19 protein-coding genes are annotated in these 20,536 nt (G+C 72.5%); 12 read left to right on the top strand and 7 right to left on the bottom strand.

Going from position 1 to position 20,536, the window contains the following annotated elements; translation table 11 throughout:
- Window positions 1–18: 18 nt before the first annotated feature.
- From ACI782_RS16025 to ACI782_RS16015, 3 genes are read right to left on the bottom strand one after another with little or no spacing between them, the layout of a single operon-like run.
- The gene (locus ACI782_RS16025) at window positions 19–951 is read right to left on the bottom strand and encodes a cyclase family protein (RefSeq protein WP_456910920.1); all 933 of its coding nucleotides are present in this window, start codon (window positions 949–951) and stop codon (window positions 19–21) included.
- Complete coding sequence (locus ACI782_RS16020) at window positions 948–1,769, bottom strand: glucose 1-dehydrogenase (RefSeq protein WP_456910918.1); 822 nt, start codon at window positions 1,767–1,769, stop codon at window positions 948–950. Before ACI782_RS16020 ends, ACI782_RS16025 begins: the two co-directional genes overlap by 4 nt.
- A complete protein-coding gene (locus tag ACI782_RS16015; RefSeq protein WP_456910916.1) occupies window positions 1,766–2,443 on the bottom strand; it encodes a hypothetical protein in 678 nt (225 codons plus the stop codon). Before ACI782_RS16015 ends, ACI782_RS16020 begins: the two co-directional genes overlap by 4 nt.
- A 213-nt stretch (window positions 2,444–2,656) precedes the next feature.
- Between ACI782_RS16015 and ACI782_RS16010 the strand changes: the two genes are divergently transcribed.
- A complete protein-coding gene (locus ACI782_RS16010; protein WP_456910914.1) occupies window positions 2,657–4,939 on the top strand; it encodes a LuxR C-terminal-related transcriptional regulator in 2,283 nt (760 codons plus the stop codon).
- 79 nt (window positions 4,940–5,018) lie between these two features.
- On the opposite strand, the gene ACI782_RS16005 is transcribed toward ACI782_RS16010, so the two are convergent.
- Window positions 5,019–5,762: an RNA polymerase sigma factor gene (locus tag ACI782_RS16005; RefSeq protein WP_456910912.1), complete on the bottom strand. Its 744-nt coding sequence runs from the start codon at window positions 5,760–5,762 to the stop codon at window positions 5,019–5,021.
- Between the two features lie 136 nt (window positions 5,763–5,898).
- Between ACI782_RS16005 and ACI782_RS16000 the strand changes: the two genes are divergently transcribed.
- The 4 genes from ACI782_RS16000 to ACI782_RS15985 all read left to right on the top strand — a co-directional run bounded on the left by ACI782_RS16000 (window position 5,899) and on the right by ACI782_RS15985 (window position 8,139).
- The gene (locus tag ACI782_RS16000) at window positions 5,899–6,153 is read left to right on the top strand and encodes a hypothetical protein (RefSeq protein ID WP_456910910.1); all 255 of its coding nucleotides are present in this window, start codon (window positions 5,899–5,901) and stop codon (window positions 6,151–6,153) included.
- Between the two features lie 199 nt (window positions 6,154–6,352).
- Window positions 6,353–6,601 carry a hypothetical protein gene (locus tag ACI782_RS15995; RefSeq protein WP_456910908.1) on the top strand — a complete coding sequence of 83 codons (249 nt, stop codon included), beginning with the start codon at window positions 6,353–6,355 and terminating at the stop codon, window positions 6,599–6,601.
- Window positions 6,602–6,784: 183 nt separating this feature from the next.
- Window positions 6,785–7,294 (top strand): DM13 domain-containing protein, encoded by a 510-nt coding sequence (locus ACI782_RS15990; RefSeq protein WP_456910906.1) that lies wholly within the window; start codon window positions 6,785–6,787, stop codon window positions 7,292–7,294.
- 47 nt (window positions 7,295–7,341) lie between these two features.
- Window positions 7,342–8,139, top strand: coding sequence for a DUF427 domain-containing protein (locus ACI782_RS15985; protein WP_456910904.1), 798 nt, complete (start codon window positions 7,342–7,344; stop codon window positions 8,137–8,139).
- A 315-nt stretch (window positions 8,140–8,454) separates the two neighbouring features.
- Here the strand turns inward: ACI782_RS15985 and dacB are convergent, their stop codons facing one another.
- Window positions 8,455–10,005: a D-alanyl-D-alanine carboxypeptidase/D-alanyl-D-alanine endopeptidase gene (dacB, locus tag ACI782_RS15980; protein WP_456910902.1), complete on the bottom strand. Its 1,551-nt coding sequence runs from the start codon at window positions 10,003–10,005 to the stop codon at window positions 8,455–8,457.
- Between the two features lie 685 nt (window positions 10,006–10,690).
- Between dacB and ACI782_RS15975 the strand changes: the two genes are divergently transcribed.
- The 6 genes from ACI782_RS15975 to ACI782_RS15950 all read left to right on the top strand — a co-directional run bounded on the left by ACI782_RS15975 (window position 10,691) and on the right by ACI782_RS15950 (window position 17,343).
- Window positions 10,691–11,260 (top strand): TetR/AcrR family transcriptional regulator, encoded by a 570-nt coding sequence (locus ACI782_RS15975; protein ID WP_456910900.1) that lies wholly within the window; start codon window positions 10,691–10,693, stop codon window positions 11,258–11,260.
- Window positions 11,261–11,379: 119 nt separating this feature from the next.
- A complete protein-coding gene (locus ACI782_RS15970; RefSeq protein ID WP_456910898.1) occupies window positions 11,380–12,276 on the top strand; it encodes a branched-chain amino acid ABC transporter permease in 897 nt (298 codons plus the stop codon).
- Window positions 12,231–13,457: an ABC transporter substrate-binding protein gene (locus ACI782_RS15965; protein WP_456910896.1), complete on the top strand. Its 1,227-nt coding sequence runs from the start codon at window positions 12,231–12,233 to the stop codon at window positions 13,455–13,457. Before ACI782_RS15970 ends, ACI782_RS15965 begins: the two co-directional genes overlap by 46 nt.
- Entirely contained in the window at window positions 13,451–15,190 is a 1,740-nt protein-coding gene (locus ACI782_RS15960; protein ID WP_456910894.1) for a branched-chain amino acid ABC transporter ATP-binding protein/permease, read from the top strand. The genes ACI782_RS15965 and ACI782_RS15960 overlap by 7 nt, the downstream gene beginning before the upstream one ends.
- 2 nt (window positions 15,191–15,192) lie before the next feature.
- The gene (locus ACI782_RS15955) at window positions 15,193–15,882 is read left to right on the top strand and encodes an ATP-binding cassette domain-containing protein (protein ID WP_456910990.1); all 690 of its coding nucleotides are present in this window, start codon (window positions 15,193–15,195) and stop codon (window positions 15,880–15,882) included.
- A gap of 24 nt (window positions 15,883–15,906) precedes the next feature.
- The gene (locus ACI782_RS15950) at window positions 15,907–17,343 is read left to right on the top strand and encodes an amidase family protein (protein ID WP_456910892.1); all 1,437 of its coding nucleotides are present in this window, start codon (window positions 15,907–15,909) and stop codon (window positions 17,341–17,343) included.
- 814 nt (window positions 17,344–18,157) lie between these two features.
- On the opposite strand, the gene ACI782_RS15945 is transcribed toward ACI782_RS15950, so the two are convergent.
- Window positions 18,158–19,048: a universal stress protein gene (locus ACI782_RS15945; protein ID WP_456910890.1), complete on the bottom strand. Its 891-nt coding sequence runs from the start codon at window positions 19,046–19,048 to the stop codon at window positions 18,158–18,160.
- 230 nt (window positions 19,049–19,278) lie between these two features.
- Between ACI782_RS15945 and ACI782_RS15940 the strand changes: the two genes are divergently transcribed.
- On the top strand, window positions 19,279–19,437 hold the full coding sequence (locus tag ACI782_RS15940) for a 2TM domain-containing protein (RefSeq protein WP_456910888.1): 159 nt from the start codon (window positions 19,279–19,281) through the stop codon (window positions 19,435–19,437).
- A gap of 491 nt (window positions 19,438–19,928) precedes the next feature.
- Here the strand turns inward: ACI782_RS15940 and ACI782_RS15935 are convergent, their stop codons facing one another.
- Complete coding sequence (locus tag ACI782_RS15935; RefSeq protein ID WP_456910886.1) at window positions 19,929–20,495, bottom strand: DDE-type integrase/transposase/recombinase; 567 nt, start codon at window positions 20,493–20,495, stop codon at window positions 19,929–19,931.
- Window positions 20,496–20,536: the final 41 nt, after the last annotated feature.

Below are 20,536 nucleotides of genomic sequence, written 5' to 3'. Positions count from 1 at the left end.
GTGCCTCTCCTCGCGGTGTCAGGTGATCGCGAGCGGCGTCACCCACGCACCCGTGGCGCCGCGCAGCTTGGCGTGGCTGACCACGAGCAGGAACTCGCGCAGCCCGGCGGCGGCGGCCTCGGCCAGCCGCAGGTTCTCCAGCACGACGACGCCGTGCCGGACGTTGAGGGTCTGCGGGACGACGAACGGCTCGGCCGGGTCCTCCGCCGGCACCGGCCCGTAGCTCCAGGTGTCGCAGCCGGTCAGCGCGACGCGGGACGCGGCCAGCATCTCGGCCAGGTCCCGGCCAGGCCCCGGCTCGCCCGCGGAGTACCGGTCGTCGTCCACGCCCCACCAGCCGCCCCAGCCGGTGTGGAACAGCACCCCGTCCCCGGGGTGCAGCGGTCGCCCGTGCAGCGCGGCCTCGGCATCGGCGACCGTGATGACCTCGCCCGGCTCCAGCCGGTCGACGCCGCGGACGGCGGCGATGTCCAGCAGCAGGCCGCGGGTGACGATCTGCGGCAGCGTCTCGACGCCCAGCCGGCTGGTGCCCCAGTCCTCGGCGATGTCGGCCAGCCGGTGGCCGTTGTAGGTCCGGTCGCCGACCTGCAGGTGGTTGAGCGCGTCGAGGTGGGTGCCCATCTGCTGGGTGGCGGTGATCTGCTCGACGATCCAGTTCACCGAGTTCCGGCCCCAGCCCTCCGGGCCGCCGTCCGCCCGCCGACGGTTGACGTAGTGGTAGTTCGTCGTCAGGTACGACCGGAACGTGCGGCCCGGGAACGCGGGGACGTCGGCGTGCAGCACCTGAGCGAGGTCGAACACCCGGCCGCTGCGCACCAGTGAGACCGCGGCCAGGACGCCGGCCGGGGTGATCTCGTTGAGCGCTCCGGCCTCGTCGTCGGGACCCCACCGGGACGGGAACCACCCCGCCGTCCGCTCGTCGACGGACGGCGGATGCGACAGCGCCGTCATTCCGAGGACCAGGTGGTCTCGAACGACGGGTAGAGGGTCAGCCCGCCGTCGACGAACAGCGTCTGACCGGTGATGTAGGCGGCCTCGTCCGAGCACAGGAAGGCGGTGGCCGCCGCCATCTCCTCCGCCCCGCCGGCGCGGCGCATGGGGATGTGGCTCTCCACCATCTGCTTCTTGACCGGGTCGTCGATCCACGAGCGGTTGATCGGCGTGACCGTGGCGCCGGGACCGATGCCGTTGACCCGGATGCCGCGGCCGGCGTACTCCAGCGCGAGGGTGCGGGTGAGGTTCTGCATGCCGCCCTTGGAGACCGAGTAGCCGACGAACCGTGGCTTCGGGATCACCTGGTGGACGCTGGAGACGTTCACGATGCTGCCGCCACCCCCCGCGGACAGCCAGGAGCGGACCGCCTGCTGGGCGCACAGGAACGCGCCGCGCAGGTTGACCGCGAGCACCTTGTCGAACGCGGCCACCGGGAGCTCGTCGCTGTCTGCCGCGATCTGGATCCCGGCGTTGTTGACCAGGAGGTCGATCCCGCCGTACTCGGCGTGGACCTGCTCGAACATCGCGGCTACCTGCTCCTCCTGGGAGACGTCGGCGGCGACGAGGATCGGGCGGGTGCCCGCAGCCGACATCTCCTTCATGCAGATCTCGACGCCGTGCTCGATGGCCTCCCTGGTCTCCTCGGCGCCCTCCCGTGGACCGACGTAGTTGATGGCGACGTCGACGCCCTCCTCACCCAGCCGGATGGCGATCGCCTGGCCGATTCCCGAGCTGCCGCCGGTGACCAGCGCCTTCTTGCCCCGCAGACCCTTCACATCCCGCTCCTGTCCTCGAGTACCTGTCGGCGTCCCTCCGAGAAGAAGGCGACGGCGTCGTCGGTCGTGACGATGTGGGGCGCGCCGGACGAGGCCCCGAAGGGGGCGTTCCAGAACGCGTCCGCGGACGGCAGTCCCTCGTGCGGCCCGACGTAGAGATACGGCTCCGGCATCGCCTCGTCCCCCAGGGAGGCGCCGTAGTTGACGGCGCCGGCGGCGATGCCGAGGTCGAAGTGCTCGGGCCAGAGCACCGGCATCATCGGCTCGCCGAGCTGCTCGGCGAAGCGGCGCAGCGCAGCGTCGCCGAGCGCGAACCAGTCGGCGAGCCGGCGGGCGGCCGTCCGATCGATCGGCAGTGGCGCATCCGGGTCGGCCGACGTGGAGGGTGCGTAGCTGCCGGACAGCCCCAGCTCCACGTCGGCGAAGCGTGCGGCCCGGCCCAGCGTGGTGACGTGCTCCGAGCGGACGGCGTTGCCACGGATCACCAGCAGCTCGTCGCCCACGACGGCGACCTGCCGGTCACCGAGGCCCACCGTGGTGGCGAAGCCCCCGGGACACGGCCGGAGCCGGATGGTGCCCGTGGCGGCGAACTGACCCGCGGCGAGGACGTGCTCGGCCACCCGATGCCAGCTCGCCCGCGTGGCCACCAGGACCTGCGGTGCGGTCATCGTCATGCCCCGCAGTCCCGCTCGTGACGGGTGGCGTTACACCCGGACCCCGACCACGACCGCCGCGCTACGCCCGGTGGCTGCTTCCCGGCAGCCCATGACCGCCCTCAGCGCGTGGAGGCGCCCGCTCTTCCGCAGCCGGCGGCGCGCCTGCCAGGCTGGTGCCCGACCCGACGGAGGCGCCCGGGACGGCGTGCACCGGGAGGGAGCGGAAGGGCCATGAGGCTCTCGTCGGTCGAGCAGCTGCCTGCGTCGGTGCAGGACGGCCGGATGGTGCGCCGGCTGCCGCGCGAGAGCGTCCCCTCCGAACCGATCATCACCACCAAGCTGTTCGTCCCCGCGCTGGGCACGCACCCGATCGAGCGGCCACGGCTGTACGACGGGCTCGCGCGAGCCCCGGATGCCCGGGTGACCCTCGTGGTCGCCCCGGCCGGGTGGGGGAAGAGCACGCTGGTCGCACAGTGGCTCCGGAGGGCCGACCTCCCGAGCGGCTGGCTCTCGCTGGACGCCGCCGACGGCGACGTGACCCGCTTCTGGCGGTACCTGCTCCTGGCGGTGCAGCAGGCCGACGCCTCCGTCGGTGCCGCCGCGCTGCGCCGGCTGGACGCCCCCGGCGCCGACGTCGAGCGCGACGTCCTGCCGGTGCTCGTCAACGAGCTGGCCGACACCGGGGGCGACCGGGTGCTCGTCCTCGACGACTACCACGTCCTCGGCAGCCCGCCGGTGCACCGGTCGGTCGCCGCCCTGCTCGACCACGCTCCGGGGACGCTGCACCTCGTCGTCATCTCCCGGACCGATCCGCCGCTGTCGCTGAGCCGGCTGCGCGTGGCCGGGAACCTGGTCGAGATCCGCGCCGAGCAGCTGCGCTTCACCGCCGAGGAGGCGGCACGGATGCTCGATCGCGCCGCGGTGCCCGAGCTCTCCGCCGACGAGGTGGAGCGGCTGGTCGCCCGGACGGAGGGGTGGGCGGCCGGGCTGCAGCTGGCGGCGTTGCGTCTCGCCGACCGGGCCGACGGGCCGGCCCGCGTGGACTTCATCGACCGGTTCACCGGCGCGGACCGGCACATCGTCGACTACCTCGGCGAGGAGGTGCTGGGCTCGCTGCCACCGGGGCTGCGGGAGTTCCTGCTCCAGACGTCGGTGCTGCCGCGGTTGTGCGCGCCGCTGGCCGATGCCGTGACCGGTCGGGACGACGCCGCCCGGCTGCTGGACGAGATCCAGCGGGCCAACCTGTTCCTCAGCCCGCTCGACGACGAGGGCCGGTGGTTCCGCTACCACCAGCTGTTCCGCGACCTGTTGCGGTACGAGCTCGACCTCTCCCGGCTCGCGGATCCGGCCGTGCTGCACCGGCGGGCGGCCGAGTGGTTCCGGGACCAGGGGAGGTCCGGTGAGGCGATCGGGCACGCCATCGCGTCGTCGGACCTCGGACTCGCGGGCGCGCTGATCGCCGAGGCGTGGCGGTCGGAGTTCAACCTCGGCCATCTGCAGACCGTCCAGGGCTGGCTGGACGCGCTGCCCCCCGCGCAGCTGGCCGCCGACCCCCGACTCACGGTCGCCCGGGTCTGGCTGCACATGGACCGCGGACGGCTCGACGACGCCGGTGCGGCGCTGGCGGCCGCCGACTCCCTCGCCGCTGACGACGTGCACATCGGGGTGCTCCGGGCGCTGCACGCGTTCAAGGCCGGAGACCTGCCCCGGGCCGTGGAGCGGCTCGCCGCCCTGCGGGGCCGGCCCGCCGACCCCTTCCTCGTCACCGTGCAGCACCTGGTGAGCGGGAACTGCGCGCTCTGGCTGGGCGAGCTGAAGGAGGCCGACGAGCGGCTGCGTCGCGCGGCGGCCCTGGCCGAGGACACGGACAACCGGCTGGCCCTGATCTACGCCCTCGGGGCACAGGCGTTGGTCGCGGTGCTCACCCGAGATCTGCGCTCGGCGGAGGCGGTGCTGGGCCGGGCGGACGCCGCAGCCGCGGACGCCGCCGTCCGCTCCCACTTCGTCGCCATGTTCCCCGCCCTGGCCACGGCGCGGCTGGCCGTGCTGCGTGGCCGGTGGGACGACGCCACCGTCGCCGCCGGTGCGGCCGCGGAGCTGGCCGGCCGCGGCGCCGGGCGGGTGGAGCGCGCCGCTGCCTTCGTCACCGCGGCGGAGGCGGCGCGTCACACCGGTCCGGACGGCGGGGCAGATGCCGTGCGCTGGCTGGACGCGGCCGCCGCGGCGCTCCGCGACTGTGCCGACCCGGGGCCGACCGTCCGGGACTGGTTCGGCCGCGAGCAGCGCGCCCGGCGGGTCCGTCCGTCCGCCGCGGCGCTGACCGAGCCGCTCACCGAGCGGGAGCTGGCCGTCCTAGCGCTGCTCCCGACGACGATGTCGCAACGGGAGATGGCCGGGTCGTTGTTCGTCAGCCCGAACACCATGAAGACGCACCTGCGGTCGATCTACCGCAAGCTGGGCGCCGAGTCGCGGGACGACGCGGTCCTGCGCGCCCGGTCACTGGACCTGCTCTGACGACCGCCGGGAGGCCGGGCGCCGTCCGGGGGCCGCACCCCTGACGGCGCATCTGCGCGATCTCGGCGGTGACCGGCCGTCAGCCGTCGTAGTAGTCCTCGAGCGCGGCCCGCAGTGCGGCCCGGCCGCGGTGCAGCAGCACGCGCTGATTGCCGGCGGACAGGCGCAGCGCCGCGCAGGTCTCCTCGGCGGACATGCCCTGCACGTCGCGAAGCTCGACCACGAGGCGCTGCCGCTCGGGTAGTCCGGCCAGTGCCCGTTCCAGCTGCGCGCCGATCTCCTGGTTGAGCAGCCCGTCCTCGGGCTGGTCCCAGGGCCGCGGCGCACCGGTCGAGGTCCAGTGCCCGGGGTAGGCGTCGTCCGGCCCGCGGAACCGGGCCGGGTCGACCGTGGGTCCGGACGGCGTCGAGCCGGTCAGATCCGCGGAGGACACGACGCGCGCATCCCGCGCCCACCGGCTCTTGGCCCGGTTGATCAGGATGGAGAACGTCCAGCTCCGGACCGAGGACCGGCCCTCGAACCGCGCGATCCCGCTGATGACCCCGAGCCACGCCTCCTGGACGACGTCCTCGGCGGCGTGCCGGTCGTGGACGTAGCGCCGGGCCACGGAGAGCATCACGGGAGACCACGCGTCCACGATGTCGGCGAACGCGGCGGCATCGCCGGCGCGCAGCCGGGCGCGTAGCTCCGCATCCGGAGGCGGAGCACCCGGGTGCACGGCATCCGGAGGTGTGGCATCCACGCCGGGCACGATCTCCCACTCGGCGGTGTCCCGGTCGGTGGTGTCCCCGCCGACCGGCACCTGGCGGCGCAGCGTTGGCATGGTCCCTCCCCGGGCCGGCTGGGGACGAGCCTGGTCCGGCGGGGGCGGAGCACGCCTCCCCCCGCGGGCGATCTCACCCGGGTGAGACGGGGGCGGGGTGGATGTCTCCGGAGTGCCCGAGGGGCACCCTGGCGGCATGCCCGAGCGGTTCTACCGGATCACGGTCAGTGGGATTCTCACGGAGCGCCTCGCCGCCGCGTTCGAGCCGTTGGGCCTCGCCGGGGTCGAAGAGGGGTGCACCGCGCTCTCCGGGGTGTGCGTCGACTCCGCCGCGCTCTACGGCGTCCTCGACCGCATCCGGGATCTGGGGCTGGACCTGCTCTGGGTGGAGTCGTCCGACCTCGGCCGGGAGAGCGGCGCCCGCCGAGTTCCTCGCGTTCCTCGGAGCTGAGGCGCCGGCCGGCGCCTCAGACGACGCCCACGATCGCCTCGCACGCCGGCACGAGCGGCGGGTCCGGCGGCGCGAACGTGTAACCCCCGGCGCACCTGCTGCGACACAAGGGATGGGAAGGCCCGCCCCGGCGGGCCGCCGATCCCCCCAGGTGTCGGGGGACCGGACCGGACGTCGGAGAGGTCAGGAGTGGTCGGTCATGTCGCACAGCACGAAGAACGGGTCCCGGCTCCTCGAGCTCGCCCGCCGCGAGCAGGGCGCCGTCGACGTGACGCTGTTCTGGGACAGGGGGACCGGCGAGGCGGTGGTCGTCGTCTGGAACTGGAGCTCCGGAGTCTGCCTCCAACTGGAGGCCGGAGCCGACCAGGCCGGCTACGCGTTCGCGCATCCCTATGCGTTCGCCGCCGCGTGCGGCATCCCCGCCGGCGACATCGTGCAGGCCGCCTGACCGGTCGCGGTCCAGCGCGGCGGCGGGGTGGCGACGCGATGCCCGTCGTCCGCGTAACGGGAGAGAGCGGAGTGGAGACCAGGCGTCATGACGCGTGCGAGAGAGGTCCCCGGCCGTACGGACGAACCGGCCACCGGGTCCGGCCTGCCCGGCCAGCGCCCGAGGCGATGGCGGAGGAGGTGGGTGTGGCTGACGGCGGGCGCACTCACCGTCCTCGCTGCCGCCACGGTGGTGTGGTTCCAGCCGCAGAAGGTCTTGTACGACCAGCGGGTCGACGAGGTGCTGCCGAGCGCGGCCGCCGAGTCCTCGCCGACTCCGGGATCGGCCGCCCCGACGGTGGCAGCGGGACCCGTGGAACTGGCCTCGGGCAGCTTCGCCTCCCGCGAGCACGAGACCGTCGGCACGGCTCGGGTTCTCCGCCTGCCCGACGACCGGGTGATCGTCCGGTTCGAGGGGTTCGCCACGTCCAACGGCCCGGTGCTGGTCGTCTGGTTGACGAAGACCCCGGCGCTCGGTGCGGAGGACGCGTTCGACGACGACCACGTCAGCCTGGGGCCGCTCAAGGGCAACATCGGCGACCAGAACCACGTCATCCCCGCCGACGTCGAGAGCGCCGACTACACCAGCGTCGTCGTCTGGTGCGATCGCTTCGACGTCCCCTTCGGTGCAGCCGACCTCCACCCGTCCACCTGACATCTCAGACGCAGCGCCGCCAGCACGAGCAGGCGAGCGGAGGAGTGATGACAGACCAGTCCGGAACAGCAGGCCGCGACCATCCGGTGATGGCCGCCGAGGCCGGTCGCATCGAGCCCGCACCGCGGCGGGTGAGGGCCACCCTGGGTGGCCGGACCGTCTTCGACTCCGTCCGAGCGCGCTACGTCTGGGAGTTCCCCTTCTATCCCCAGTACTACATCCCGCTCGATGACGTCGACGACGCGTTCCTGGTCGACGAGGGGCGGGAGCTGCACCTCCGGTTCGGAACCGCCCGGCGGTACGGACTGCGGGCCGGTGGCGAGGAGCGTCCGGCCAGCGTGCGGGTCTTCGATGCCGGTGCCGTTGACGGTGTCGCCCGCACCGCCCGCTTCGAGTGGGCGGCCCTCGACGCCTGGTACGAGGAGGACGAGCAGGTGTTCGTCCATCCCCGCAATCCCTACGTCCGGGTCGACGCCCTGCCGTCACACCGCCACGTCCGCGTGCGGTTGGACGGTCACCTGCTTGCCGACACCACGAGCCCGGTGCTGGTCTTCGAGACCGGGTTGCTCACCCGCTACTACGTCCACCGCACCGACGTGGCCCTCGAGCAGCTCGTCCGGACCGGCACCCAGACGGCATGCCCGTACAAGGGAGTCACCTCCGACTACTGGTCCCTGCGGGTCGAGGGCACGACACCGAAGGGGTACGAGGACGTCGCATGGTCCTACTCCTTCCCCACTCGCCAGCTCCTGCCGATCGCGGGCCTCGTCGCCTTCTACAACGAGAAGGTCGACATCGAGGTGGACGGCGTAGCCCTGCCGCGAGCGCGCACCCGATTCGTCTGATCGAGCGTGTGTCGTTGGCGCGGATCCGCGCCGGACGGCACGACCCGGGGGTGGGAGCCATTGCCGGCCAGCTCGCGGTCGAGGTCGACGTCGGTCGGGCGTCGGCCGCACGGCTCGTCCAACCAGGCGGCGACCGCGTGGCGGGTCAGCCGGCGGGAGGAGTGGCGGACGCTCAGGCTGTAGAGCCCGATGGTCCGCGGTGCTCCGGGAGCGGCCCGAGCCGCCCGGAGGGGCGACCGGAGGAGTACGCCAGATCCCCTGGAGGACGTGGTCGTCCGTCGAGCGAGCGCTGTGCTCGTGCCGGCACACCCCAGGTCATCCGGCGGTCGCCGATGCGGCGGCGTCCTCCTGCATGAAGGCTCCGATGTCCGCGACGTCCCGGAGGACATCGACGAGCTCCTCGATCGTCGTCGCCGTCGCGCCGGTCACCCCGACGTAGAACACCTCGTAGCGGCCGTCGCCCGCCTCGAGGTACCCGCCGAGGGTCATGGCGCCGATCTGGAGACGCTGGTTCAGGTCGTCGGGGCCGGCGACCGTGCCGGTCTTGGCGAACACCCTGCCCTGGGCCGGGCAAGAGGTGCAGAACTCGCCCAGCGAGCCGTCCACACCCAGGACGGGCAGCGACGTGCGGAACCGGTCCGCATCCGGCGTGCCCAGCCAGTACTCGAGGATCTGGGTGACCGCTCGAGGGGTCACGCGGTCTTCCGGGGTGCCGCCCCGGCCGTCGGAGAAGCTGACCGCGTTGGTGTCCACGCCGGCTCTCTGCAGGAAGGCCTTCTCGACCGGGAACCCGGCCATGCAGTCGGTCGACCCGGCGTGCACGGCCATGAGGCAGAGGGTCAGGTTGGCACCGAGGTTGTGGCTGACCTTCAGGATCAGCTTCGCGTACTCGGCGAACACCGGGGAGACGTAGGAGGCCACCGTCCGAGCGGACGCGTACGACTCGGGTGCCTGGTCCACCGGGTTGGGGCCGCCGGCCGGAGCGTCGACGGTGACGCCGGCGCGGCCGAGGGCCTCGATGAGCGCGGTCCGGCCGAACGCGGAGGGGTCCTCGACCTGTGCCACCCGGAGCTGCGGCTGTGAGCCGGCGGCGATGGTGCCGCTGACCGAGACCTGGTGACCGTCGGGGGAGGTCGTGACCTGGATGTCGGTCGGTCCGTCCGCCGCGACCGTGCGGACGTCGGAGGTGACCTGGAACGTGCTGACCTGCGGCCGCCACGAGAAGTCGGCCGGCTGCCCGGGACTGGTCGGTGTCGTCAGCAGGTCGATGAGGTTGTCGTTGATGATCAGCGGGGTGGGCGTCGGATCGAGCTCGCCGACCGCGGAGAAGGCCCGGTCGTCGATCACCACGTCGCCGGCGACCCGGGTGATGCCCGCGGCGCGCACCTGGTCGGCCATGGAGTCCAGCCCGGCGAGGGGATCCTCCGGCGTGAGCGTCGCCCCCGGGAGGTCGTTCGCGTACGTGTGGTCGATGTCGGTGAAGGCGACAGCGCCGTCCGGCTCCGTGCGGCCACCCATCGTCAGGTCACCCTGGGCGACCAGCACCAGGTCGCCCGTCAACGTCGATCCGTCCTGCCCGCCCACGGCGTAGACCGGCGTCTCGAACCGATGGTCGGCGCCCAGCGTCCCCCACGCCGCCGAGACGCTGAACAGCTTGGTCACCGATCCGGGCAGGAACGACTGGTCGGGGAACTGTGACCGGGCGACCCGACCACTGGACGGATCGACCTGGAGCAGGCCCCACTGCGCGGTCGCATAGGCGGGCTTGTCCATCACGGCCGTGATCCGCGGATCGGGGTCATCAGTGGTGGAGGCGGTGGCGGCGGGCACGCTCAGGGCAGCGGTCAGCGTGACGACCGCGACCACGAGCCCCGACCGTCGGGAGGAACTCGCCAGGCGCACAGTGCACCCCCTGTCGACCGGCCCGCGGAGGTCGAGCGGAGAACTCGGCAGTCGAATCGACGCGCGGGGGGCTCAGCCTGGTGTGACCCTCCGGGACCGCACAGGGCCGATGGTCCCCAGGAGCGACCTCGGTCGTCGACGCGGCGGGTGTAGCGACCGGCCCGTCAGTGGCGGCCCGCCAGGCCGCCGTCCATCGCCGAGACGTGCTCGAGAGCTGATCGAAGGGGCGAGGTGTCACGAGAGCTCACAGGCCCCTGCGGTGACACATCCCGGGCTGCCGCCCTGCGGGAACACCTGGGTGCGGCTGACCGATGGGCCGACCCCAGCCGCACTACGCGGCGGGGCGCTTGGCGCGACTGGGCTGCACGCGCATCGGCTCGCCCGGCATCTTCGGGGAGCGGGACTCGGGAGCGCTGTTCGAAGCCGCGAAACCGCAGGTCACTCACGAACGTAGACCGGTGAGTTGTCGGGCGAGTTCTCTGTCCGCAGTCCGCGCAGTTGCGGACACCCCGACGGTGGGCGAGGGCAGCTGTGCGATGCATCACACTGAGCGGTGGCTGGGGGCGGGTTCTGCGTCCCTCGCTCACAATCGCCTCCGGCCATTGAGCGCTTGTGCCGCCGCGCACCCGGACCCGGCGAAGGAGTCAGCATGCGGAGCGACGCGCAGGAGAACCGTCTGCGGCTGGTTCGCGCCACCCGCGACGTGGTCGGTTGGGCCGGCTCGCCCGACATCAGCGTCCGTGAGATCGCCGCCGCGGCCGGGGTCAGCCTGGCAACGCTCTACCGGCACTTCGACGGCAGACAGGCCCTCATCGACGAGGTCTCCATCAGGCGGTGGTCCCGGATGGCCGACCTGGCCTGCTCCGCTCCGGATCAGGAGCCGGTCGACCACGTGCTCAGGGTCATCGAGACGTTCACTCGGATGACGACCGAGGACCACCGGTTCATCCTGGGAGCGGGGATCGAGGTCGGGAAGAAGCCGGTCGAGCACATCCGCGCCGAGTTCGAACCCCACTTCGCGCGCTCGTGGGTGGCGGCGCAGTCGTCCGGGCACATCCGGCGGACGGCCGACCCGAGGGACGCGATCGACATGGCCGGGGCAATCCGGGACCCCCGGCGTCGCATCTCCATGCTGGGGATGCTCGCCGGCGGCATCTGCACCGACCGGGTGGACGTCGTGGGGTTTGTCTCGAAGGCGGTCTCGCGGCACTGGAAGTGAGAACGTCCCGGGCCCGCCGTCTCACTTGGAGGCGGCCGCCGGGGGAGCGTTGACACCCTCGCGGCCATGTCTGCCGCTGTGCTGTGTGTCACCCCGACCCGCTCTCTGCGGGGTGCGTGATGGAGACGCTGGTCTCGCTCGCGCTGTCCGTGGTGTCGCTGTTCGGGTTCTACGCCCTTCTGGCCCTGAGCCTCGGCGTGATCTTCGGTCAGCTCGGTGTGGTCAACGTGGCCCACGGCGAGTTCGTGATGGTCGGCGCCTTCACGATGTACGCGCTGGACGGCGTCCCCTTCCTGCTCCGGGTCGTCATCGCGGTCGCCCTCGGCCTGGTCCTGGGGGCCGTGACGGAGCGGCTGGTCCTGTCCAGGCTCTACGTCCGCGGCTTCCTCGCCACGCTCCTGGCGATGTGGGGCGTGGCCATCGTCCTGCGGCAGGGTGCTGACGCCCTGTTCGGGTCCACCCCCGCGTCGGTGGCGGCACCGGTGGACGGCACGGTCCACGTGCTCGGGGTCGCCTATCCCACCTACCGGCTGGTCGCCACCGGCGTCTGCCTCGCCGTCGTGGTCGTCGTCCTGCTGGTGGTCTACCGCACGAGCCTGGGCCTGAGGGTCCGAGCCACGGTCGACAACCGGGAGATGGCCGGGCTCCTGGGCATCCCGCCCGCGGCCATGATGACCGGCGGGTTCGCCATCGCCACCGCGATCGCCGTCCTCGCCGGCTCCGTCCAGAGCCCGATGCTCGGCGTCACGCCCGCCGTCGGAGCCTCCTTCCTGGCCCCCGCCTTCTTCGCCGTGCTGCTCGGCCGGCCGGGATCCCTCCCCGGCTCCGTCTTCGGCGCCTTCGTCGTCGCCGTGCTCAGCACCTTCCTGCGCAACTACCTGACCGAGACGGTCGCCCAGTTCGTCCTCTTCGCCCTGCTCATCGCCCTGATCGCCATCCGCCCCAACGGCCTGACCTGGAGGAAACCACCATGGCTCACGAGATCGCCCGCGCCCGCGCCGGCCGGTGCGGCATGACCCGCGCCCGCGCCATCGGCGCCGCCGCGGCAAGCAGCGTCTTGCTCCTCACCGCATGCGGCGGAGCGGTCGCCGAGTCCTCGGGTGGCTCTGCCGGGGACCCGCTCAAGATCGGGCTCATCGCGCCCGTCACCGGTCCGGTGGTGGCCGAGGGCACCGCCCTCCAGCGCGGCTTCGAGCTGGGCGTGGAGAAGATCAACGCCGAGGGCGGGGTGCTCGGTCAGGACGTGGAGTTCGTCATGGTCGACGACGAGGCGAACGTCTCCCGGTCCACTCAGCTCGCTCAGCGCCTCATCAACCAGGACCAGGTGGACGTCCTGTTCGGCACGATCCCCGGCGACACCGCCGGCGCCGTCGCGGAGGTCTCCGACGAGGCCCGGGTGCCCTTCGCCACCGCGATCATGGGCGACGCGCCCTTCTGCGGTGACTACTTCTTCTCCTTCGGCGAGCCCGACCAGACGATGCTCGAGGGCATCGTGCCGCACATGCTGGAGAAGTACGGCAGCAACGTCGCACTCGTCGGCAGCGACTACGTCTTCCCCCGCAGCTACAACGCGAAGGCCCGGGCGATGATCGAGGAGGCCGGCGGGACCGTCGTCCTGGAGGAGTACTCCCCGCTCGGCACCACGGACTGGCAGCCGGTGGTCGGCAAGCTGGCCGGCGCCCAGCCGGACTGGATCCTCTCGGCGGTCGTCGGCGGCGACGCCGTCGGCCTGGTCACGCAGGCCGACCAGTCCGGCCTCCTGGACGACACCGGTCTCACCGGCATCAGCCTGATCGCGGACTTCTACCCGAGCTTGACCACGCGGATCGAGGGCACGCAGCTCAGCGGCCGGTACTCCGACCAGCTCGAGGGCGAGGCCAACGCCGAGTTCGTCTCGAGCTTCCGCGAGGCCTACGACGTCGAGGACCCGATCCCCTCGGTCGCGGCGAACGCCTACGAGGGCGTCCAGGCCATCGCCCGGGCTGTGGAACAGGCCGGCAGCACGGACGGCGACGCCGTCGCCGAGGCCCTCGCCCAGCAGACCGTGGAGAACGGCGTCTTCGGCAACGGCAGCTTCACCGAGGACCACTACTTCGTCACCGACATGTACCTCTTCGACATCCAGCCAGGCGGCGCCTACACCCCGGTCGAGGAGTTCGCGGCCGTCGAGGACCTCGAGCGGAACCCCGCATGCTGAGGGCCACCCCGGCAGGACCCGCACGGGTCGAGCGCCGGCACGTCGGCGCCCTCGCGGTGGCCGTCGTCGGCCTCGCCGCCGCGCCGTTCGTCCTGACGTCGTACCCACTGCTGCTCCTGACGCTGTCCCTGGCCTACGGGCTGTTCGCGTTCGGGCTCGACCTCGCCTGGGGCCGGGCGGGGGTGATCAGCATCGGCCACGCCGCGTTCTTCGGCGTCGGTGCCTACGGCGTCGCCATCGCCACGGAGCGGGACATCGCGCTGGCGCTCGCCGTTCCGGTCACGCTCGTGGTGGCCGCGGCCGTGGCCCTCGCCGTGGGGCTGGCCGGTCTCCGGCAGGGCACGTCGCCCTCGACCATGGCGGTGCTCACGCTCGCCCTGACGCTGCTCGTCGAGCAGGCGGCCCGCTCCCTGCTCGAGCTCACGAACGGCACGAACGGCCTGTTCGTCGCGTCGGGCGGGATCGTGGGCGCGTTCTACCTCGTCGCAGTCGTGGTCGTCCTCGTGGTGGCGGTGGTCTGGGTCGTCGTCCTGCGGGGGCGGTTCGGCCGGCGGCTGCTCGCCGTGCGCATCAACGAGGCTCGTTCCGAGCACTTGGGGATCGACCCGCGCCAGGTCAAGATCACGGCATTCGTCCTCAGCGCGGTCGTGGCCGCCGTGGCGGGCATGCTCGCCGCGCCCGTCGTCGGGCTGGTGTCCCCGGGGATCGCCGGCATCGTCATGTCCACCCAGGTGCTGGTGTTCCTCGCCGTCGGCGGGCGCGGCTCCATCGCCGGTGCCTTCCTCGGCGCCGCGCTCGTGACCATCGGCCAGGAGTACCTCGGTGCGGCGATCGGCAGCTGGTACCTCTTCGTGATCGGCGTGCTCTTCGTGCTCGTCGTCCGGTTCGCGCCGGGCGGCCTGGTCGGGCTCGCGACAGCTCGTCTCCGCCGGCCGGTGGCCCAGGCCGCGGCCCAGGGCGCGGTGCTCCGGGCCCGGGCGGAGCAGCCGGTCCGCGCTCCGTCACATCCTCCGCGGCGCGGGAGCGACGAGCCCGGGACGCCGGCGGTCGAGGTCCGCGGCCTCGTCAAGAGCTTCGGTGCGATGCCGGTCATCCGCGGCGTCGACCTCGCCATCGCGCCCGGTGAGGTGGTGTGCCTCATCGGCCCCAACGGGGCGGGCAAGACGACCCTGCTCAACCTCGTCGCGGGTGACCTCGAGCCGACCCGCGGGGAGATCCTCCTCAAGGGGCAGGCCGTCACGGGGTCGAGCCCCCACCACCGGGCGGCCCTCGGCCTGGGCCGGCTCTTCCAGACGCCGAGCGTCTACCCGGAGCTCACCCCGGCGCAGAACCTCGCGATCGCCCGGGCGGAGGCCCACCAGCCGGTGGCCCTGCCCGCCGAGCTCGGACGCTTCGCCGACAACGACGACGTCCTGACCCGAGACCTCTCGCTGGCCGACCAGCGGGCCCTCGAACTGGCCCTCACGATCGCGTGGGGTCCGGAGATCGTGCTCCTGGACGAGCCAGCCGCGGGGCTGTCCCACGAGGACTCCACGCGCCTGGCCCACACGCTCCGGGCGATCAGCCGGGAGCTGGGCTGCACGCTCGTCGTCGTCGAGCACGACATGGACATCGTCAAGCAGTTGGGCGACCGGGTGGTGGTCCTCGCCGACGGCAGGGTCCTGGTCAGCGGGGACATGGACGAGGTGGCCGACCACGACGAGGTCCGGGCCGCCTACATCGGGGCGGTGTGACGATGCTGAGGATCGAGCACTTGACGGCCGGGTACGGCAAGACCCGCATCGTCGACGACGTCACCGTCGAGTTCGCGACCGGCGAGGTCGTCGCGCTCCTGGGCCGCAACGGCATGGGCAAGACAACTCTGCTGCGGGCTCTCTTCGGGCAGTGCGACGTCTTCTCCGGCACGCTCTCGTCGGGGGACGTCCCCCTCCCGCTGGGGAGTCCCGACGGTCTTGCTCGGCGAGGGCTGTCCTTCCTGCCCGACGACCGGGGTGTCTTCCCCAGCCTGACGGTCGAGGAGAACCTCCGCCTCGCCCGGCGACGCGGGCACACCCCGCCCGTGGACGTCTTCTCGGTGTTCCCGGTGCTCCGAGAGCGTCTCTCGCAGCCGGCCGGTCAGATGTCCGGCGGCCAGAAGCAGCAGCTGGGCCTCGCCCGCGCGATGCTGGCGGGCGAACACGCCATCGTGGTGGACGAGTTCTCCCAGGGCCTGCAGCCCTCCATCGCCAAGGGCGCGCTGGAGGCCCTGCGCACCATCGCCGCGACCGGGGTGACCGTCCTCCTCGTCGAGCAGGGACCGCAGCTCCCGCTCACGTTCGCCGACCGGGTCCTCGGCATGGTCAAGGGCCGCCTCGTCTTCGATGAGCGCGTGCTCCGGCTGCGGACCAACCCCGAGCCCCTGACGAACCTGCTCGTCGTCGGCTGATCCGTCTCCCAGAGAGGAACCCCCTTGTCCGACACCATCTGGCAGTGGTCCGCCGTCGAGACGGCCGCCGCCATCCGCAACGGCCTCATCTCCTCCCGCGAGGCCGTGGCCTCGACGCTCGAGCGGATCTCCGCGGTCAACCCGACGGTCAACGCGCTCGCGGAGGTGCTGGCCGACGACGCGCTCGCCGCAGCCGACAAGGCCGACGCCCGCCGCCGGGCGGGTGAGCCGCTGGCCCCTCTGCACGGCGTGCCCGTCACCACGAAGATCAACAGCGACCAGGCAGGACTGGCGACGACGGGTGGAGTGACCGCCTTCGCCGAAGCGGTCGTCGAGCAGGACGCCCCGCACATCGAGAACCTGCGCAACGCCGGCGCGGTCTTCGTCGGCCGGTCGAACACGCCTGCCTTCTCCATCCGGTGGTTCACCGACAACGAACTGCACGGACGGACCCTCAACCCCTGGGATCCAGCCAGGACGCCCGGGGGCTCCAGCGGCGGTGCCGCCGCTGCGGTCGCCACCGGGATGGGGGTCATCGCGCACGGCAACGACATCGGTGGCTCGATCCGCTACCCCGCGGCCAGCTGCGGAGTGGTGGGGCTCCGCCCGACCCCGGGCCGGGTGCCGACCTGGTACGGGCCCTGGGAGGATGACCAGCTCCTCGGGGTCCAGGCGATGCTGGTCCAGGGCCCGTTGGCGCGATCGGTGGACGACGTCGCCCTGGGCCTGCGAGCCATGGCGACCTACAACCCCCGCGACCCGTTCAACGTCCCGGCACCGCTCGAGGGGCCGCCGCTGCCGAGGCGCCGCGTGGCCGTCCTCCGCGACGTGGGGGTGGCCGCGATCGACCCGGCCGTCGACGCGGCCATCACGTCCGCCGCTCGCTGGCTGGAGGACGCCGGGTACGAGGTCGAGGAGGTCCGGCTGCCGCTGTTCGCCGAGGCGTGGCGTCTCTGGTGGCTGCTCGTCCAGGGCGTCGAGTTCGAGGACCTCGGCCTGGCCATCGAGGAGCACGGCGACGAGGCGATCCGTCGGTCGGCGGACAACCAGTTCGCCGTCACCAAGCGCATGCACAGCGACTTCGGCCTCGACGCCTACGTGCGCGGCTATGCGCGGCGGGGGACGCTCATGCGCGAGCTCCAACTCTTCCTGCAGCGCTACCCGGTGCTGCTCACGCCCGTCTCCGCGGAGCGGACGTTCGAGATCGACGCCGACGTCAAGGACGTCGACCGCATGGAGCAGGTCATCAAGGCGCAGTGGCCGATGATGTCCCTGGCCCTGCTCGGCTTCCCGGGCCTGTCCGTCCCGGTGACGAGCGGCGGTGGCCTCCCCATCGGCGTGCAGCTCGTCGGCCAGAAGTTCCGCGAGGACGTGCTGCTGGAGGCGGGCCGCGTCCTCGAGGCGCGCAACGACGTCGCGACACCGATCACGCCGTCGTTCCATCCCGGCGCCGCGGCCTGACACCGTCTGACAGCGAGGCCCCTGGGCGGCAGTCGCCGTTCAGGGGCCTCGCTGTGCCGGGCGGGTTGAGGCGGTGGGCCGCCGGTGACACCGCGAGGCCCAGGTAGGTTGAGACGTCGGCGTCGGACTGATCGAGCTGTCAGTCGTCTCCGCTGGCAGGACGCCTCGCTCGGCTGGGCTGCACGCGCATGGGCTCGCCCGGCATCTTCGGGGAGCGGGACCCGAAAGCGCTGTTCACAGCGGCATGACCGCAGGTGGCGCCGGAGCGTAAGCCGGTGGGTTATCGGGCGAGTTCTCGGGCCCAGCTCCGCGCCTGCTGCTGTTGCCGGTGCCACACGGTCCACGTGCACGGTAGCCGGTCGCTGCGCCGGGTCTCCGGTCCGTCTCCAGTTCTGGTGCAGCCGCGCTCCGGCGGGAGGCCGGAGGCACCCTCGTCTGGGGCTCGGCGGTCTCAAGGTGCTGGACAGCGGGGTGGGCCCCGACCTGCTTGGCGATGGCAACTGCGCAAACCCCGGCGGTCCCAGGACCACGTACCTGCCGGCGCCAGGCCCTCTCATCGTCCTGCCGCCGGGACGCCGCGGGTGCGCCGACGGCTCATCGACCCGGGCGTTCGCCGGCTCGCCCAGGGTCAGCGCGGAGGGGTTAGCCCAGCTACCCGAGGCGGCCCGCCGGGTCCATGATCCGGTGGCCCCGGTGAGTGAACCCAGCGCCCACCTGCGGGACCTGCACGCGCGGACCGTCGCGGACCTTCGCGCGGCGGTGTCCGGAACGTGGGCGTCCGAGAATGGGGTCTGAACGCCCCCATGACGAGAGGTCACGACTCCCGCGCGGGCTGGATCTCCGGCGCGCCGGGGTGGACGACGACGGAGCACGACGCGTGCGTCACCACGTGCCGGCTCACCGACCCCCGTCGCATGCCGGCGAAGCCGCCACGGCCCCGCCGACCGACCACCAGGAGGTCGGCCCCCTCCGCGGCGTCCAGGAGCGCGGTCGCCGGGTCGTCCTCCACGACGTCCTGCTCGACCCCGATGGCGCCCTCTCCGCCGAGTGCTTCGGCGACGCTCATGGCCAGGATGTGCGTGCTGTGCGCGGCCCAGTCGAGCTCCTTGCCCGCCGTGACCCCGTAGGCGACCGGAACGTGCCAGGCGATGACCGCGCGGAGGTGCGCTCCGGTGGTGCGGGCCTGCCGGCCCGCCCAGCGCAGCGCCTGCTCCGACTCGGAGGACCCGTCCACGCCGACGACGACCAGACCGGTCGGGGCCCGGTGCCCGTGGACCACCACCACGGGACAGGCGGCGCGGGCCGTCACGTGCTGGCTCACTGAGCCCAGGAGGAGGCCGGGGAGGCGGCCGTGCCCCCGGGAGCCCACGACCAGCAGGTCGGCGTCGCGGCCAACGTCCATCAGCACCTGCGCGGGGTGCCCCTGCTGCACGTGCCGGACGACCCGCGCGGCATCGGCCGCGCCCAGGGCGTTCCCCACCGTCTTCTCCAGCAGAGCGGCGGTGTCCCCGGACAGGTCGAGGTCTCCGATGACCGGCCCGTCGTACGGCATCGGGACCTCCCAGGCGCTGACGGCGTGCAACTCCTGGCCGGTCAGCCGCGCCTGTTCCGCGGCCCAGCGCAGCGCATCCTCGGAGGAGGCAGACCCGTCAACCCCGACGACGATCCCTCCGGCGGCCTGCTGACCGGTGCTCGGAACGCTCACGAGGACCTCCTGAGAGACGCTGGCGGCGCGGTGCAGCCCCGTACGTGGTGTGGCCGCGTCATCGGACGTCCGGTGGGGAAGGTCCGACAGGGCCGAAGGTCGTCACGCCGCACGGCCGTCGGCCGTCACCTGGTGAGGCGGGCCCGGCGTGCCCGTGGACTGCTCGACTGGGATGGCGCATCCACGCGACATGTACGTCCTCGTGCTGACGGGTCCTCAGCATCGTCCTGGTGACGCAGACCGACGAGGACTTCCTCTGGTTCTTCTTCCCCCTCGTGGGCTGGGGAATCGGCCTGAGCGCGCACTACCTGCACGCCGTCCGGTGGGCCCGCCGCGAACTGCAGGTCCGTCAGTCCACGATCGAACGGTGGGCGCCCAGCCGGGGCTGAAGGGGCGCTCGCGGCCACCGAGCCACGGAGGAACCAGGCGCAGACCCGTCACTCCCGCGGCGTCTCGGTCGCCATGGTCCTCGCCGCGGCGGTCGCCGCGGGTCAGCTCGTCGAGCACCGGCGCGCGGCCGCGGTCTGTCAGCCGGCGGGCGTAGCGGACGTTCTGGCTGTCGAGGTCGATCGTCCGTGGTGCTCCGGGAGCAGCCCCAGGCGCCCGGAACGGCGACTGGATGAGTACGCCAGATCCACTGCAGGACGTGGGCTGTCTGTCGAGTGAGCCCTGTGCTTCCCTGGCATCGAGCGCTGGATCGACCGTTCTCGCTGGTGGGACGCTTGGCGCGGCTCGGTTGGACCCGCATCGGTTCTCCTAGCATCTTCGGGGAGCGGGACCCGGAAGCGCTGTTCAGAGCAGTGAAAGCGCAGGTCGCACGTGAGCGTAAGTAGGTGAGTTGTCGGGCGAGTGAACCGTCCCCGGTTCTGCAGCGGGGCGGTCATGCCGGTAGCGGATGCTGCTCGGCGGTGATGGAACGGTTGCACTCCTGGTCGACCTCGCTCGGCGGCCTGTGCCCGAGGGCGCTGTGCAGGCGGGTGGTGTTGAGGCAGTGCACCCAGGACAGGGTGGCCAGCTCGAGGTCGCCGACGCTGCGCCAGGGTCCGTCGGGACGGGTGCACTCGGTTTCGTACAGGCCGATCAGGCTCTCCGCCTGGGCTTTGTCATAGGAGCCCCCCACGCTGCCGATCGAGGCGACCGCGCCGGCCTCGGCCAGCCGAGCCTGGTATCGAATCGCGGTGTATCGACTGCCGGCGTCGCTGTGTTGAACCACGCCGGTGACGTCTTGACCTGCTCGCTCCCGGATCCTCAGGGCCACCTCGAGTGCGTCCAGCGGCAGCTTGGTGGACATCGCCGAGGCGGTGCGCCAGCCGACGATGCGGCGGCTGAACGCGTCGCAGACGAAGGCGGTGAAGGACATGCCCGACCAGGTCGGCACCCAGGTGAAGTCCACCAGCCACGACCGGTTGGGTGCCGACGCGGTGAAGTTGCGTTGCAAGAGGTCCACCAGCCGGCCGTCGCGGCATCCGGGCGGCTGTCCGGAGCGTC

It is taken from the genome of Geodermatophilus sp. SYSU D00703 (genome assembly GCF_054050155.1).
The sequence above is the reverse complement of the archived record's forward strand: the minus strand, read 5'-3'. Positions and strand labels throughout refer to the sequence as shown.

What these genes read in the sequence shown, in the direction of transcription:
- ACI782_RS16025 (WP_456910920.1), bottom strand. Translation starts at nt 951, where the DNA reads ATGACGGCGCTGTCGCATCCGCCGTCCGTCGACGAGCGGACGGCGGGG.
- ACI782_RS16015 (WP_456910916.1), bottom strand. Translation starts at nt 2,443, where the DNA reads ATGACGATGACCGCACCGCAGGTCCTGGTGGCCACGCGGGCGAGCTGG.
- ACI782_RS16010 (WP_456910914.1), top strand. Translation starts at nt 2,657, where the DNA reads ATGAGGCTCTCGTCGGTCGAGCAGCTGCCTGCGTCGGTGCAGGACGGC.
- ACI782_RS16005 (WP_456910912.1), bottom strand. Translation starts at nt 5,762, where the DNA reads ATGCCAACGCTGCGCCGCCAGGTGCCGGTCGGCGGGGACACCACCGAC.
- ACI782_RS16000 (WP_456910910.1), top strand. Translation starts at nt 5,899, where the DNA reads ATGCCCGAGCGGTTCTACCGGATCACGGTCAGTGGGATTCTCACGGAG.
- ACI782_RS15995 (WP_456910908.1), top strand. Translation starts at nt 6,353, where the DNA reads ATGTCGCACAGCACGAAGAACGGGTCCCGGCTCCTCGAGCTCGCCCGC.
- ACI782_RS15985 (WP_456910904.1), top strand. Translation starts at nt 7,342, where the DNA reads ATGACAGACCAGTCCGGAACAGCAGGCCGCGACCATCCGGTGATGGCC.
- ACI782_RS15975 (WP_456910900.1), top strand. Translation starts at nt 10,691, where the DNA reads ATGCGGAGCGACGCGCAGGAGAACCGTCTGCGGCTGGTTCGCGCCACC.
- ACI782_RS15970 (WP_456910898.1), top strand. Translation starts at nt 11,380, where the DNA reads ATGGAGACGCTGGTCTCGCTCGCGCTGTCCGTGGTGTCGCTGTTCGGG.
- ACI782_RS15965 (WP_456910896.1), top strand. Translation starts at nt 12,231, where the DNA reads ATGGCTCACGAGATCGCCCGCGCCCGCGCCGGCCGGTGCGGCATGACC.
- ACI782_RS15960 (WP_456910894.1), top strand. Translation starts at nt 13,451, where the DNA reads ATGCTGAGGGCCACCCCGGCAGGACCCGCACGGGTCGAGCGCCGGCAC.
- ACI782_RS15955 (WP_456910990.1), top strand. Translation starts at nt 15,193, where the DNA reads ATGCTGAGGATCGAGCACTTGACGGCCGGGTACGGCAAGACCCGCATC.